At 34.5% G+C, this 15,446-nt stretch carries 14 protein-coding genes; 6 read left to right on the top strand and 8 right to left on the bottom strand.

Features of this window, described 5'->3' with window-relative positions; genetic code table 11:
• Position 1 precedes the first annotated feature (1 nt).
• Positions 2-964: a hypothetical protein gene (locus VUJ46_RS03700; protein WP_326983661.1), complete on the top strand. Its 963-nt coding sequence runs from the start codon at positions 2-4 to the stop codon at positions 962-964.
• 354 nt (positions 965-1,318) lie between these two features.
• On the opposite strand, the gene VUJ46_RS03695 is transcribed toward VUJ46_RS03700, so the two are convergent.
• The 4 genes from VUJ46_RS03695 to VUJ46_RS03680 form a co-directional block, all read right to left on the bottom strand.
• On the bottom strand, positions 1,319-1,873 hold the full coding sequence (locus VUJ46_RS03695) for a DUF4256 domain-containing protein (protein ID WP_326985071.1): 555 nt from the start codon (positions 1,871-1,873) through the stop codon (positions 1,319-1,321).
• 95 nt (positions 1,874-1,968) lie between these two features.
• Positions 1,969-2,835 (bottom strand): DMT family transporter, encoded by an 867-nt coding sequence (locus VUJ46_RS03690; RefSeq protein ID WP_326983660.1) that lies wholly within the window; start codon positions 2,833-2,835, stop codon positions 1,969-1,971.
• A gap of 1,141 nt (positions 2,836-3,976) precedes the next feature.
• Positions 3,977-4,786: an enoyl-ACP reductase FabI gene (locus VUJ46_RS03685; protein WP_265427764.1), complete on the bottom strand. Its 810-nt coding sequence runs from the start codon at positions 4,784-4,786 to the stop codon at positions 3,977-3,979.
• Positions 4,787-4,907: 121 nt separating this feature from the next.
• A complete protein-coding gene (locus VUJ46_RS03680) occupies positions 4,908-5,207 on the bottom strand; it encodes a hypothetical protein (RefSeq protein ID WP_326983659.1) in 300 nt (99 codons plus the stop codon).
• Between the two features lie 567 nt (positions 5,208-5,774).
• Here VUJ46_RS03680 and VUJ46_RS03675 point away from each other — a divergent pair.
• Together VUJ46_RS03675 and VUJ46_RS03670 are read left to right on the top strand one after the other, a co-directional pair.
• The gene (locus VUJ46_RS03675) at positions 5,775-6,590 is read left to right on the top strand and encodes a hypothetical protein (RefSeq protein ID WP_326983658.1); all 816 of its coding nucleotides are present in this window, start codon (positions 5,775-5,777) and stop codon (positions 6,588-6,590) included.
• A complete protein-coding gene (locus VUJ46_RS03670) occupies positions 6,581-7,150 on the top strand; it encodes a hypothetical protein (protein ID WP_442784950.1) in 570 nt (189 codons plus the stop codon). Before VUJ46_RS03675 ends, VUJ46_RS03670 begins: the two co-directional genes overlap by 10 nt.
• Before the next feature lie 364 nt (positions 7,151-7,514).
• Here VUJ46_RS03670 and VUJ46_RS03665 read toward each other — a convergent pair whose 3' ends face one another.
• The 3 genes from VUJ46_RS03665 to VUJ46_RS03655 all read right to left on the bottom strand — a co-directional run bounded on the left by VUJ46_RS03665 (position 7,515) and on the right by VUJ46_RS03655 (position 9,588).
• Positions 7,515-8,369 carry a nucleoside phosphorylase gene (locus VUJ46_RS03665; RefSeq protein WP_326983656.1) on the bottom strand — a complete coding sequence of 285 codons (855 nt, stop codon included), beginning with the start codon at positions 8,367-8,369 and terminating at the stop codon, positions 7,515-7,517.
• 23 nt (positions 8,370-8,392) lie between these two features.
• On the bottom strand, positions 8,393-8,851 hold the full coding sequence (locus VUJ46_RS03660; protein ID WP_326983655.1) for a hypothetical protein: 459 nt from the start codon (positions 8,849-8,851) through the stop codon (positions 8,393-8,395).
• Between the two features lie 215 nt (positions 8,852-9,066).
• On the bottom strand, positions 9,067-9,588 hold the full coding sequence (locus VUJ46_RS03655) for a DUF3592 domain-containing protein (RefSeq protein WP_326983654.1): 522 nt from the start codon (positions 9,586-9,588) through the stop codon (positions 9,067-9,069).
• Positions 9,589-9,662: 74 nt separating this feature from the next.
• On the opposite strand from VUJ46_RS03655, the gene VUJ46_RS03650 reads away from it, so the two are divergent.
• From VUJ46_RS03650 to VUJ46_RS03640, 3 genes are all read left to right on the top strand, one after another.
• Complete coding sequence (locus tag VUJ46_RS03650; RefSeq protein ID WP_326983653.1) at positions 9,663-11,489, top strand: cytochrome-c peroxidase; 1,827 nt, start codon at positions 9,663-9,665, stop codon at positions 11,487-11,489.
• Between the two features lie 237 nt (positions 11,490-11,726).
• Positions 11,727-13,883 (top strand): alkaline phosphatase PhoX, encoded by a 2,157-nt coding sequence (locus tag VUJ46_RS03645; protein ID WP_326983652.1) that lies wholly within the window; start codon positions 11,727-11,729, stop codon positions 13,881-13,883.
• A gap of 57 nt (positions 13,884-13,940) precedes the next feature.
• Positions 13,941-14,840 (top strand): leucine-rich repeat domain-containing protein, encoded by a 900-nt coding sequence (locus VUJ46_RS03640; RefSeq protein WP_326983651.1) that lies wholly within the window; start codon positions 13,941-13,943, stop codon positions 14,838-14,840.
• Between the two features lie 112 nt (positions 14,841-14,952).
• On the opposite strand, the gene VUJ46_RS03635 is transcribed toward VUJ46_RS03640, so the two are convergent.
• Positions 14,953-15,276, bottom strand: a complete 324-nt coding sequence (locus tag VUJ46_RS03635; protein WP_267403179.1) for a translation initiation factor — start codon at positions 15,274-15,276, stop codon at positions 14,953-14,955.
• Positions 15,277-15,446: the final 170 nt, after the last annotated feature.

The following is a 15,446-nucleotide window of genomic DNA, read 5'->3' as shown; positions in this document are numbered from 1 at the left end:
TATGAAAAGAGTATTGAAAATTTGTGTTTTCATCCTTCTAATTTTAGGATTAAATTTTTCTAAAGCACAAACTCCACAAAATTACATTTATACTTCATCCGGAGATTTGCAAAAAATTGAAAAACTGATTACCAGAAAAGATATAGGTGGAGTTCAAATCGTTTACAATTGGCGAGCATTGGAAACAGCGAAAGATGTATATGATTTTTCCAGAATTGAAAAAGATCTGGAATATTTAACAAAGCTTAATAAAAAATTATTCATTCAGCTTCAGGATCGCTTTTTTGAACCCAAAGCAAGGTATGTTCCTGATTATATATTAAATGACAAAGAGTATGGAGGAGGACTGGTTGCGCAATATGATAATCCCGGAGAAAATAAACCTATTGGAAATGGCTGGGTAACACAGCAATGGAATCCTGCTGTACAACAGAGATATCAAAAGTTAATAGGAGAGTTGGCAAAAAAGTTTGACGGAAAAATCCAGGGAATTAATTTACCGGAAACTGCGATTGATATTGATATGAAGCGAGATAAAACAGGTTTTAGCTGTGATAAATATTTTCAGGCGGAACTTGATAATTTGAAGTTCGCAAGAAATGCTTTTAAAAAATCTTATGTTTTACAATATGTGAATTTTTTTCCGTGTGAATGGGAAAATGACCATAAATATATGTCGAGATTATTTGATTTTGCGAATAAAAATAATATTGGATTAGGAGGACCCGATATTGTTCCAAATAAAAATGCACAGATGAAAAATTCTTATCCGTTCTTTAATCAATACAAAGGAAAACTATCTTTGGTGGCAATGGCCGTTCAGGAACCTACATTAACTTATAAAAATCCGAAAACGAAAAAGCCTTTCACAAAAGAGGAATTTGTGAATTATGCTGAAAACTATCTTGGAGTTAATATCATATTTTGGAGTGTGGAATCGCCTTGGTTGAAAAACACTAAATAATGTAAGGCTTTAAATAAATTATATATCTCTGATTTAACGGTTTATAGATTCTTTCACAAATCTCTTTAAACTTTTTAATTTCAAAGTTTGTCATTTCTTAGGAATTTAGACTCGAATCTTTTCTAATACTTTGCTTAGATTCCTACCTACGGAATGACAAACTATGTAAATATTTCCCGATACTTAGGCGACAACAATGATAGCCCCGATTGCAGCGGCATCCTTTTTTGTTGCGGCTGGAGCAAAGCGGAAGCCGTAATGAAAAAGATATAGCGGAAAGCGGGATTAAGCTTCTAAAAAAGTTTAAAAAAGTTCTAAAGAAATAGGTGTAATCCGTTAAATCTGCGATAAAAATTAAACTTTCAAACACCCACGAAAACCTCTCGCTGCGTAATAAGAATCAGCGCCGTTGTGGTAAGTGAAAACGGTATTGTAACGACGATCGCAGAAAATAGCACCGCCCAATTCTCTAATATTAGTGGGAGTTTTTATCCAACTAGACGTTTTTAAATCAAATTTTCCTAATTCCTGAAGTTGTCGATATTGTTGTTCTGTCAATAATTCGATGCCCATTTCTGAAGCTTTATCGATGGCATTGCTTTCCGGTTTATTGGCTTTTCGGGCATTCCAGGCAGGGTAGTCGTAACATAAACTTCTGCGTTTCGGACTTTCCGGAGAACAGTCGAAGAAGAAATACTCATCTTTTTTTTGATCATAGCTAATCACATCTGGTTCACCTTCAGTTATTTCCATTTCATTTAAGGTCCAAAGTTTTTCAGGACTTTTCTCTAATTTTATTTGAATTTTTTCCCAGTTTAAGTCTTTGTGACGATTCATGTTTTTCTCAAAACGGGTTTTTAAAACTTTTAAAAGTTCTTCGGCTTGTTCTGAAGTCAGTTTATTTTTCATATAAGTTTGTGCATTATGCTTAGGAGTAAATTTAATAATTTTCATCATATAAAAGTTTCCACAGATTCAAAATTTGTAAGAATCTGTGGAATTTTTTATTTCTTTCTAATTGAAATCAAAGTCTGTAAAATAACAGAAGTAATTATAAATGATAGACCTGCATAAAATGAAATGTTTACTTGTTTGCTTTCATCAAAGAATAAAAAAGCCATAATGATCGCGTAAATTGGCTCTAGATTGAAAGTTAAATTCACGGTAAAAGCTGGAATTTTTTTCAAAACTTCAGCGAAAGCAACATATAAACCAACGGTGCAAAATGATGACAGAAAAACCAGATATCCAATATCTTTTAAGCTTGGAATAAGAGTCGGAACAGGGAAGAAGTACAGATAAACCGGCATGAAAAGCCCAAGAACGACTGTTCCGGCTATCATTTGATAATAATTAATGACCTTAGAGTCAAAATGCTGAACAAGACGGTTATTATAAATTGTATAAAGAGCTCCCAATGCCGATGAAATGACGCCTAAGCCAATTCCTAATTGATAAGATGTATCAAAATGGAAAATCAGGCTGATTCCTAAAAGCGTCAAAGTGCTGAGAAATAATTCTGAAATTTTAAATTTTTCTTTATCAATTAAAGGTTTAAATATTGCTGTGAAAAAACTGGTTAGACAATAACAAACAACACCGATAGAAATATTTGAATACTTGATGCTGGCATAAAAAAAGATCCAATGCATTGTAATTAATAATCCCACTTTTGAAATACGGATTTTTTCCTGAGTTGGAATCTTTGATGAAATTCTTAGCAGTTTTAAAATAACGAATAAGATAATTGATGAAAATAAAAGTCGGTACCAGACTAAAAGACCTTCATTAAGAGAAATAAGTTTTCCGAAAACACCTGTAAATCCGGCCAAAATTACAGCCAGATGTAATAATAAATATGATTTTTTCATTTGAAAAAAAGAACTGTTTGAAAAATTAAGTAATTAAATATTTTAATGTAAAGCATTACGAAACAAGCTGATAATTTTTTATCAACGAAATCTGTTTCAAATTGCATCTGAAAATATTAAAGTACCGGAGGAGGCAAACAGCTTACGTGGTTCATATTTATTTAATTAGAGGCTAAAATATGGAATTAATTTTGATAAAAAAAGTGGTTTGTCGGTATTTTCCGGAGTCTGTTTTAATTGTATTGATTTCCCACAGATCGCATATTTTCACAGATGCTGCTGTTTCTGTTGGTTTTACGCAAAGCCGCAAAAATATTTTTTAAGCCGCAAGGATTTTATCAAAGATAAAATGGAGGGGTCTTAATATCGCCACGAATGCACTAATTTTATTTCCCGTAGGTTTCTCATATTTAGAGCCCATCATTAGAAAATCAAAGATTTTCAAAAACTTAGGTGTACTTCTATGCAGCTTAACATTAAGCTTAAATAACTAAAGTGTTAAAAAGCTTTTGTAACTTTTGACTACGTCGAAATATCATTCATCGACTGAAAGATTTGTGGTTAAATTTTAGCCACAAATGCACGAATATTTTTATTTCCCACAGATCGCCAGAGATGGTGATGCTGGTATTTTTTTGCTTAATCTTCGTAATCTTTTTATCAATAGAACGGCTTGGTGAGATTTTTAGCAAATAGTTGTCAAAAAAACTTAGCGGACTTAGAGGCTGTTTAAATTTTATTGCCAAAAATTTTTATAGGTATTTTGAGATGGATTTTTTGCTTCGTGTTTGCAGATTTAGCGGGCTAAATCAAAAATAGGAAGTGAAAAATACGCTCAAAAGAGCATCAAAATTGAGCAAAGATCAACTTCATTAATGATAATAAATAAAACGGTAAAATTTTAAACAGGCTCTTAGTGTTCAACATTTTCAGCTTAAGAAAAATCAATCTGCGTCATCCGCAAAATCTGCGAGAGCAAAAAAATAACATTGAAATTTCAGCTCGGATTCTTTAACCTTTTAACTCAGTCCCCAAGTTTTGATACTGAAATTCGATTGCCCCAAGCTTTGCCTACAATAGTAAAAGCCGAAACTAAAAAATAGTTTCGGCTTTTTTATTATTTGTGAGAATAATTTAATGATTACTCAGCATCATATTTACTAATAACCTTCTGAGTTACACCAGAACTGCTGAATCCTCCATCGTGGAAAAGGTTCTGCATGGTAACTTTTTTAGTAAGATCTGAGAATAAAGTAACGCAATAGTCAGCACATTCAAGAGCAGTTGCATTACCTAGAGGTGACATATCTTCAGCATAGCCCAGGAAACCTCCGAAACCTTTTACGCCACTACCGGCTGTTGTAGGTGTTGGAGATTGGGATACCGTATTAACACGTACTTTTCTCTCTCCCCAGTAATTCCCAAAAGTTCTTGCGATACTTTCCAGATAAGCTTTGTTATCAGACATATCATTATAATCTGGGAATGTTCTCTGAGCGGCAATATAAGTAAGCGCCAAAATGCTTCCCCATTCATTCATACAGTCTTTTTCATACGCCACACGCATTACCTTGTGGAAAGAAACTGCAGAAATATCCCAGCCTTTTTCCAACCAGTCGTAATTCATTTCTGTATAATGTTTTCCCTTTCTTACGTTGATAGACATCCCGATCGAGTGAAGGATGAAATCAATTTTTCCAAATTTGGCAACAGCCGCATCAAAAAGCTTTTCCAGATCTTCAATGGAAGTAGCGTCTGCACCAATAACCTCTGAACCTGTTTTTTCGGCTAAACCATTAAGTTCTCCCATTCTTAAAGCGATAGGAGCATTAGACAAAATAAATTCTGCACCTTCCTCATGACATCTTTCCGCAACCTTCCACGCGATTGATTGTTCATTAAGGGCACCAAAAATAATTCCCTTTTTGCCTTTAAGTAAACCGTATGACATAATTTTTTAATGTTTATTAATAGTACAAATGTAGGAATAATTTGTGTTTAGAGCATAATAAAAAACGGAGCCTTCTGTAAAAAGACTCCGTTTTTTTGAAAATATTTATGTAACTGAAATTTTAATTTGTTTTTTTGTTCCATTCAGCCTTTACATCTTCTGCTGCATCTTTGGTTTTCTCCCATGCATCGTTCGCTTTATCCTTAATATCGTCCCATGCATCTGAAGCATTATTTTTCACTCTGTCAAACCAATCTTCCTGCTGGGCTTCCTCATCATTGGCTCTTTTTTCATTGATATAGTCCTTTGCTTTATCAGCAAGTTCTTCAATTTTCCACTTGGCATTGTTGGCTGCATCTTTTAAAGAGTTTTTCGTGTTGTCCACTGCATTTTCTGCTTTGTTGTATTCAGAATTGTTCATAATATTAAATATTTTATTGTGATGTCCAGTATAAAACAAGAACCATTCCAAAAAATTCAATCTATCCATTTATGACCAGCTCTTATTCGGCCAACTCGACCGAACGATTCAAATTAAGTCTAAATACCATTCAACTTCATACCCTGTAAGACCACTCTATTAAATATTCGTTATCAACACTCTATATGTTCAGTTTTTATAATAATTCCACTTTTTTAAAAAATAAAAGTCATGATAGGAATTTTTACTGGCCAAAATGAAAAAGAAATTTGGCATAAATGAGATCAATATAAAGTGATAAATTTAATTTTATTCAAATTTTTGTGACCTTTTTTAATTATTTATCAATAGTATTCCACTTTACAAAGAATTAAAAACAAGCTTAAAAGTGCATGCAAGGCCTATTTAACATACCGTTCACATAGCAATTACATTCCTTAAACAGTTATTAAACAACGCTTTTGTCACTAAAAAGTGTTTTTATTGAAAGATATTCAAAAAACTACCTATTTTATTGAAAATTACTATATTTGCACCGTCAAGTAATAAACAATTAGGAATTTAATAATGAAAAAAAAATCAATCCTTCAATCTGCTCTTATCATTTTTTTGTATAATACTTTTTCATACGCACAAATAGGGATAGGTATACCCAATCCTGATGCTTCTGCAATGTTGCAAATCAGTTCAAAAAATAAAGGAGTACTTTTACCAAGCATTTCTCTAACTTCATTAACAGATAATACGACAGTTCCAACACCTACAGAAGGTTTGATGGTTTGGAATAACGGAACAGGAGGCCTTACACAAACAGGTTTTTATTACTGGAGTCAGGCGAAGTGGAATATGCTTTCAGTAAATACAGGAGGAAGTGGTAATGGGATCAATAACGGTGGTTCAGGAGGTTCCGGATGGAGTACAGCGGGCAATAACAGTGGTAGCTACGCGGGAGAGAATACCACATTATCGTTGGGAACCAATACTTTGGATGATCTTGTTTTTAAAGTGAACTCTACGGTAATGGGAAGATTAGGAGTTTATAACTCCGTGAGTTTTGGTAATGGAGCCAATGCTTCACAAAACGGAATTGCACTGGGAAATTCTAGCAGTTCTTATCAGGGGATTGCGATCGGAACAAATGCAAAGGTGACGCAAAATCAGTCGGTTGCTGTGGGTGAAAATACGAATATTTCAGGTTTCAAAGCGACAGCGGTTGGATATAATGCGAGTGTAACGGTTAACGAAGCAACAGCTGTTGGGAATAATGCTACTGCTTCAGGATTTCAGTCTACAGCAATCGGTTTCAATTCTAAAACAACAAAGAATGAGTCAACAGCTATCGGTAATAACTCTCAGGCAGGGGATTTCAATCGATTGCACTAGGTTTTAATGCTAAAACCAATAACAACAGTGAAACGGCTTTAGGATATAACTCTGTGACGAATAATGAAAATTCTACTGCGTTAGGATCAGGTGCTTCAGCGACAGGTCATTTTTCAACAGCAGTAGGGTATAATGCTTCAACAGCACAGGCCAATGCTATTGTGATTGGTGATAACAATGCTAATGTCGGCATTGGAACCTCTACACCGAATACTTCTGCGAAATTAGACGTGAACGGACAGTATAAACTAGGAGATAAAGGAACGATTCAGAAAAACCAGGTAAGTTTTGAAGTTTGGCCAAGCGTTTCCATCAATAATCTGCCAACAGGAAAATCAACAACGTTGAATATTGCTATCCCTGCGGCATTACAGACAGCTTCTACAAGAGCTACCATCACCGTGACTCCGGCAAGTGATTTTGAAGGAAATACAACTTTTGCCATCTCCAACCCGAGAATGATTTCCAATTCGAATATTACCATTAATTTAAGTAATATTTCAGAAAGTGCAGCAAGCCTCTATGCAAGTCATTTTTATGTAACAGTGAATGAATTTTAAATATAGAATTTATATATATTGATTTAATTTGGTTAGAAGGATTTCAGAATTCCTGAGATCCTTTTTGTTTTAATTGTGTTAAATAATCTTCAAAAAAAGCCCGAGTTTCAACATTGAAATTCGGGCTTTTTATTATTTTAGATATTCTTTTTTTGAATCTTCATAAGAATAGAATCGCTTCTGTTCTTATATGTTCAAAATATTCAGACAAAAGTTCAAAATCGTGGGCTCCTTTAACAAATGGATTTAAATAGCAAAAATCAATTGGAATAAAAGTAAGTCCATTTTCATAAAAATGAACAATACTTTTATCAAGCTTAATTTCCTGCGGAATTATGATACTAAGAATTTCCTGAGGCATTTCTTATTTAATAATTCTATCCAGCACCCAATTAATCAGGTTTTTCTCAGAAGCATGGTGATCTGCAGAGAATTCTCCACGTCTTCTGTTGGCGATCACATTATTTACGGTAATTGCTTTGTGACCTAATAGTTTTGAAAGAGCATAAATAGCAGAAGTTTCCATTTCGAAATTCGTCACGCCAAGTTCGTTCAATGTTTCAAGGAATTTATCATCCAAAGCCTTTAGACGAAGCTGTCTTCCCTGTGGAGCATAGAATCCCGGGAATGTCGCCGTGTTTCCGTGGTATTTTGCATCTTTGTAATAATCAGCCATTTCTTCAGCCCAATCTGCGAAATAAAGCATCGGTTTGATATTTGCATAAGGGAATTTTTCTAAAAAGTTCTTAGAAAACTCATTCTCAAAGCTGTAATCCTGGTAGAAATGCATCAATCCGTCAAGACCAACAACATTTTGAGTCACCAACATATTATCAACCTGAACATCAGGATTTACACTTCCGCAAGTTCCCATTCTGAAAAGTTCTAACGCTTTATGTTCTGTCTTAAATTCTTTATTTTTAAGATCGATATTTACCAAAGCATCCAATTCGTTCATTACGATATCGATGTTTTCGGTACCAATTCCGGTAGACATTACGGTAATTCTTTCACCACGAAGCGTTCCGGTATGCGTGTAAAATTCTCTTTTATTTTTTTTGATCTCTACTTTGTCAAAATAGGCGGAAACCTTCGCCACACGGTCAGGATCTCCCACAAGGATAATCTTTTCGGCAATATCTTCGGGCAAAAGGTTCAAGTGATATACACTTCCGTCATTGTTCAGCACCAGCTCTGAAGCTGCAAGTTTGTTTAGCATACTTATATTTTTAGTTTTAATTATTAATCGATAAAGATGGCTGCTTTATAGGGAGTCGGTAAAAACTCAAGAATAGAGCCATATTCTTCTACAATTCTTTTTTGTCCGTTATACACTTCATACACGGTAAAGGTTGTTTTCTCGAAGTTTTTGGGATTTTTTCTCTGTTGGGTTATTTCAAAAAAATGATCGTCTTTTTTCAATACAGAAACCAGTTCTTCTTTAGTAGAAGTGGTGTTGGCTTCCATCATTTTAGGGAAATCCGTGGCTACCTGAAGCAGTGAGCTGTAGTTTTTGTAGGGTTTTGTAACTCCTTTTGAATACACATATACATTAGGAATGTCTTTGCCCTTCGGAAGTCGCAGCAGATAATAATCATCGCCTCTTTTTTCAGCGTATACCGCCATTTCTTTTTTGCCTTGTGCCAATGAAAAAACGGAAAAAAGACTTCCTACAAAAGCCAGTAATAGTTTTGTTTTCATACCAATATTTTAGTTTGATTAGTTCAATTTTAAAATCCTCCCCAATAGTTCTTCATCATTATTTTAAAACAGGCATTGCTAGAATTCTTTGCCTTTTTAATGAATTAGTTTCGGGGTTTAAAATTAATAAAAATTCCTTTACCTCAATCGTAAACCTGATTAATATGCATTAATCATTAAATTTTTATTGATACTAATGATATTAAATTTTGATTTTAAAGCTTTTTTATGTTGCTGCATAATGGTTTTAAAGCAACCAGCAGACAAACCGATGAAAACAGGAAGGTAATTAATGGAATTCCCCAAAGACTGAAAAAGTTTCCGATGACGGCATCTTCGGGATGATCTTTCGTATAATATACGGTAATCCTATCGGAAGACTCCTTGCCGCCACTGCTGTAGTTGCCGCGAATGATATGCTTTTTTCCAAAGTTATCATTAAATTCAATAATGGGCGTATACATCTCTTTAGATTCTCCTGAGTCAGAATCTTTGGAAATGCTTACTGCATAATCCACAATTTTTCCCTGTTTCTGAAGTCCTGAAGTGGTCAGTTGAATACTTTTTACACATTTAACGATACTGTACACCACACCGAATCCGGAGATAAGGACTGCAACAGACATCATGCCTATCATCAGCAAAGTAAAAAATGAGGAGGTCGTTTTCATTGAGAATACATTTTCGTGATTAAAATAGTCTTGATGTTTCCTGTAAAAATAATTATTTTCTTCCATAAAATGTAATCATTATTTAATGTACAGTTAAAGTGTTCATCGGCTTCAAACAATAGTTTTGCGCAAAAAAATTAATGAGATCCTATCCTTTAGCTATTATTGCCCTGCTGATCGGCTTTGCCGTAATGTCTTTTAATCCGACGTACAAAGGAGTCGAAAGTGAAAATACCGTAGTTAATAAAGGATTAAATGATTTTAAAACTAAGTTGAACCATTTAAAATCAGATGCTTATGATTTTTCTGAAGATAAAATTTCATTAGAAAAACTTCAGGAATCATTGAGAAATACGAGAAATTCGTTCAAAGAAATAGAATTCTACATCGCTTATCATTATCCTGAATTCACAAAAACACATTTGAACGCCGCGCCGTTATTTCATATTGAAGCAGCGGGAACTTCAGCTTATACGTTGCCTCCGGAAGGTCTTCAGGTTTTAGACGAATTGATTTTTTCTGATGAAGCAGCGGAGAATAAAGAAGAAATTAAAACGATTACCGATTTTTTGTATAACAGTTATGTCAGTTTTTATTTAAGTTCGGCGAAAAATGGTTTAAGCAAAGGAAATAATAAAACGCTTCCGCTTAGAATTGAACTAATCAGAATTTATACGTTAGGTGTAACAGGTTTTGACACACCAGGATCTTTAAATATTTCTGAAGAAGCTTCTCACGCGATGTTGGGAATCAAAAAATACATTAATGACGATCCTTATTTTAAAAATTATAATGTTCAGCGGGCGAATACGATTTTAACTGGTGCTGTCGATTATCTTTCAAAAAATACAGATTTTGAAAAGTTTGATAGAATTGAATTCTACAAAAAATGTATTCAGCCTTTATACGAAGAATTTGGAAAATGGGACGGAAGAACAGATGATCTGAAAGAATTTTCAGGTTGGAATGTCAACAGCAAAAACTTTTTCGGAAGCGATTTTCTGGATCCCTATTTTTATACTTTACTGAAATCTTCGGAAGATAATGTTGATTTGAGAAATTTAGGAAAAGATATTTTCTACGATCAAAAGTTAAGTGACAACGGAAAAATGAGCTGTGCAACCTGCCATTTACCTGAAAATGCTTTTACAGATTTGAAAACGAAATCTCAAAGCAATGTCGAAGGAAAAACTGTTCTTAGAAATTCTCCATCGTTGTATAATGCAGTTTTTGCCAAGAGATTCTTCTATGATTTGAGAGCTTTTTATCTGGAACAACAGGCAGAACACGTAATTTATAACGAAGATGAGTTTAATACAAGCTACGAAAGCATCATCAAAAAATTAAAAACAAAACCTGAATATAAAAAAGCATTTGCCAAAGCCTTCAAAGACGGAAAAGTAAGTAAAGAGAATTTCTCAAAGGCGTTGAGTTCTTATGTTGCGTCATTGTATTCTTTTGAAAGTGATTTTGATAAATTCATGAGAAATGAAAAGGAAATTTCTGATGATGCAAAAAAAGGATTCAATTTATTTATGGGAAAAGCGAATTGTGCGACTTGCCATTTTGCACCACATTTTTCAGGATTGGTTCCGCCGTTTTTTAATGAAAATGAATCTGAAGTGTTGGGCGTAACGAAAAAACCAATCAAGCAATTGCCGATTGAGCTGGATGATGATAAAGGAAGATTTAAAAGTCCGGTGAAAAAAGAGAATTCTTGGATCTATGAAAATTCTTTTAAAACAGTAACGGTAAGAAATATTGCTTTAACGAAACCGTATTTCCACAACGGAGCATTCAACACGCTGGAAGAAGTTTTGGATTTCTATAATGAAGGTGGAGGAGAAGGTTTAGGCTTACAAATGAAAAATCAAACGTTGCCGCCGGATAAATTAGATTTAAATGAAACAGAAATGAAACAGATTATCGCTTTCCTGAATTCTCTGACGGATGTTAGTAGAAAATAGAAGGCAAAAGTAAAAAGAGCCAGGTGAGTGGTGATATGGAATCAATTTTACATACCCAAAAGTGTTCTATTTGAAAACTTATAATTTATCACTAATAAAATCCTTAACAATTATTTAACTCCCTTAACATTGGCTTATTGATTAATTAATATTTCCGATATTTTATTTAAAATCCTATTAATAGAGGGCTCAGACTAAAAAAATAGTTTTGCATCGTCTAATAAAATTAAGTAAAAAATGAACAGAAAACTATTGACGATTGCAGCGCTGGCTGTGATGACGAGCTCTGTGTTTCAGGCGCAGACTTTCATCTTCAACAAAAATTCTAACTGGAGCTACAAAGACAACAATCAGGCACAGCCTTCTCAGTGGAAAGACAAAACGTATGATATTTCTACTTGGTCTTCAGGAAACGGACCGTTAGGATACGGCGATCCTGTGACTACACAAACTGCAACGGGACTTATCACAGCTTATTTTGCAAAAGATATTACGGTAAATCTTGCTGATCTTAGCGATAATATGGAAATGGGTATCATGAGAGATGATGGTATCGTGGTTTATCTTAACGGTGAAGAAATCATCAGAGATAATATGCCGACGGGAGTTATCGATTTCAATACCTGGTCTAGCACAACAATAGATGGTGCTGCAGAAAACGCATACAATCTTTTTACCATTCCAAAGGCTAAATTTGTAAACGGAACCAACAGAATTTCTATCGAATTACACAACAGAGGAGCAGGAAGTTCGGATTTAAGAATCGATGCTTATCTTAAAACAACGGGACCTGTTGTTGTAAATCCTTCAACGTGTAATGCGGCTCACATCAGCTGTTTTACCTCCATCGTTCCAACAACGCAAACCGGAAAATTAATTATTCCTGCTGAACACAAGTATCAGATGATCCTGAAAGAAGGTGATAATTATACAGAAGGCGGAGGTTTAGTAGGCGGACAAAACGACTTTACAGCATATGTTGCTAAAAACGGAAGCAGTACCAACGGTTATCTTTCTGTAAACCATGAAACCAACCCTGGTGGTGTAACAATGGCTGAGATTAATTATAATCCTACTTCAAAATTTTGGCAATTATCGAGATCGAGAGCGGTAAGTTTCTCAGATCCTAGTTTGGTTCAAACCATCAGAAACTGTTCAGGAGGTATTACACCTTGGGGAACAATCATTACAGCTGAAGAACAAACAACTTCAGCCGATGTAAACGGAGATGGAATGAAAGATTACGGTTGGTTGGTAGAAATTGATCCTGCCACAGCTCAGGTTATTTCTAAAAATGCAGACGGAACTAAAGGTAAACTTTGGCAAATGGGAATCATGAACCACGAAAATGTGGTAATCAATAATGCAGGAACAACTGCTTATTATGGTGAAGACGGTGGAACGCACATGATTTATAAATTTGTTGCAGATACACCTAATGACCTTTCCTCAGGAGATCTTTATGTATTAAAATTAGATCAGGGATTAACAACTGCGGGAGATCCTGTGGGAACTACGGCAACTTGGGTTCAGGTTCCTAATAAACTTAAAGCCGATCAAAATAATACAGCTTCAGCAGCTCAAACGGTAGGCGGAACAAGATTTAATGGAGTAGAAGATGTTGATATCAGCCCGATCGACGGGAAGATTTATTTCACAGCAAAAGGTTTAGACAGAGTTTATCGTTTACAAGACAACGGAGCTACTGCTTCTCAGGTTGAAACTTTCGTAGGAGGAGCTTCTACAACGTATTCTTTCGACACCGCTCAGGGAGTAAAAACGGAAGCTTGGGGCGACGGAAACGATAACCTTACATTTGATGAGCTTGGAAACCTTTGGGTATTACAGGATGGCGGTAAAAACTACATCTGGGTAATTGCTCCCGATCATACAGCGGCAAATCCTAAAGTGAAATTGTTCGCTTCTATGCCAGCAGGTTCTGAGCCAACAGGTTTAACGTTCACGCCAGATCATAAATTCGGATTCTTCTCTGTTCAGCATCCAAACTCGACGATCTCTACAGATATTGACGCTACAGGAAATACCATTGATTACAAAGGAAAATCTGCAACAATGGTAATTGCTCTGAAAAATAATTTAGGAACTGAAGGAGCATTAGGAACAATTGATAGCCACGCTACTGAAAATACAGTAACAGTTGCTCCGAATCCAACTTCTGGATTGGTGAAAATCAATTCTGCAAAAGGATTGAAGGACATTTCGGTAACTGCTTACAGCATGGACGGTAAAATTGTCTTCACGAAAAAATTCTCAGGAACAAATAAAGTTTTAGATCTGGATTTCACATCTCAGCTAGAAGCTTCTCGTATTTTAGTATTAAGTATCGAAGCAGAAGGAGGTTTCCAGAAAACCGTAAAACTTGTAAAGAAATAGTTATTAATAATTTTTTGGCTGCCGGTAATTGTTATCGGTGGTCAATTTTTCTTTTTTATGAAAAAACTTTTAGTATTCGCAGCCGTTTTATCACTTTTCTCAGCAAAAGCACAGATTGATCCTGTAAAATATCCAACCTACACCAATATCGAGGATGCTTTAAAAAGTAATCAAACCATTTACAGTATGAGTTTCAGAGAAAAAGGGTTGTTTAATATTCCACCGCAGATCAAGCAGCTTAATTCTATCTTTTTCCTGAATTTAATGGCAAACAAGTTCGAAAAAATAGATCAGGAAGTATTTGATCTTAAAGAACTGACGATTTTAAATTTAAGTGAAAACAGCATTAAATTTATTCCTGATGAAATTGGCGAACTTCAAAAACTGGAAAGTTTTTCGATGAGTTTGAATAGCTTAACGAGCATCAACTCTAATCTTGCTAAACTTCAAAAATTAAAATTCATTCATCTGGATGCCAATAATCTGAATGTTTTTCCGGAAGCGCTTACAAAAATTTCATCTTTGGAAGAAATTAATCTTCAGGGAAATCAGATCAGTTTTATTTCAAATCATTTAGATGATATTAAAAATCTGAAATCATTAAATCTTTCGGCCAATCAGATCAATGATTTGGGCGATTTATCTTTTCCTAAACAAATAAAATATCTGGAATTACAACAAAATTCAATTGCTAAACTTCCAGACGGTCTTTTCGATGTTAAAAATCTTGAATATTTAAATGTAAGTAATAACAACATCAAAAAGATTTCAACAAAAATAAAAGGCTTGAAAGGAGTTGTAAGTATGAATCTAGCAAATAATGATTTAAAAGATCTTCCAACCGAATTTTCACAATTGAAAAATCTTAAAACATTAATATTAACGGGAAATCCAATGGCTAAATCCACTATTGAAAAATTAAAAGCAATGATGCCCGACACGAAAATTTATTTCTAAATCAACCTATATTTGATGGATCTAAATTAAATTGAACTTCCACCACTTGGCTCTTTTTACTTTTGCCCTTTTACTTCTAAAAATAAAACAAATACGTTGAGGTCGTACTCTCTTATCCTCCGACTCTCTTCGTTTTATACCCCATTTCCTTAAGGATATTCATTATTTTATCACGATTATCCCCTTGAATAATAATCGTTCCATCCTTTTCAGAACCGCCGATTCCTAAGGTGGTTTTTATTTTTTTTGAGATATTTTTCAGTTCTTCCTCACTTCCTTCCCAACCTTCAACAATCGTTACAGGCTTTCCGTTTCTTCCTTTTTTCTCAAACTTGCATACCAAAGGCTCTTTCTGCTTGAATTGCTCTTCAGGCATCTCAAAATCCTGCTCTTCATGCTCAGGAAAAAGGTTTTTTAGTTGGTCTCTTAAATCCATAAAGCAAAAATAATAATTATTTGGCTGGTAAAAAAGCAAAAGAATATTGAATTTTTGACGTCAGCCTTAATGAAATACCTGATAAAACTATCAAACTCAAAACACATGAGCATTCTCAAACTTATCAGGAGCTATTTCCCGCTTTCGCTACTCGCTTTTTCTAGTTTCGG

It is taken from the genome of Chryseobacterium sp. MYb264 (assembly GCF_035974275.1).
Taxonomy (GTDB): Bacteria; Bacteroidota; Bacteroidia; order Flavobacteriales; family Weeksellaceae; genus Chryseobacterium.
The sequence above is the reverse complement of the archived record's forward strand: the minus strand, read 5'-3'. Positions and strand labels throughout refer to the sequence as shown.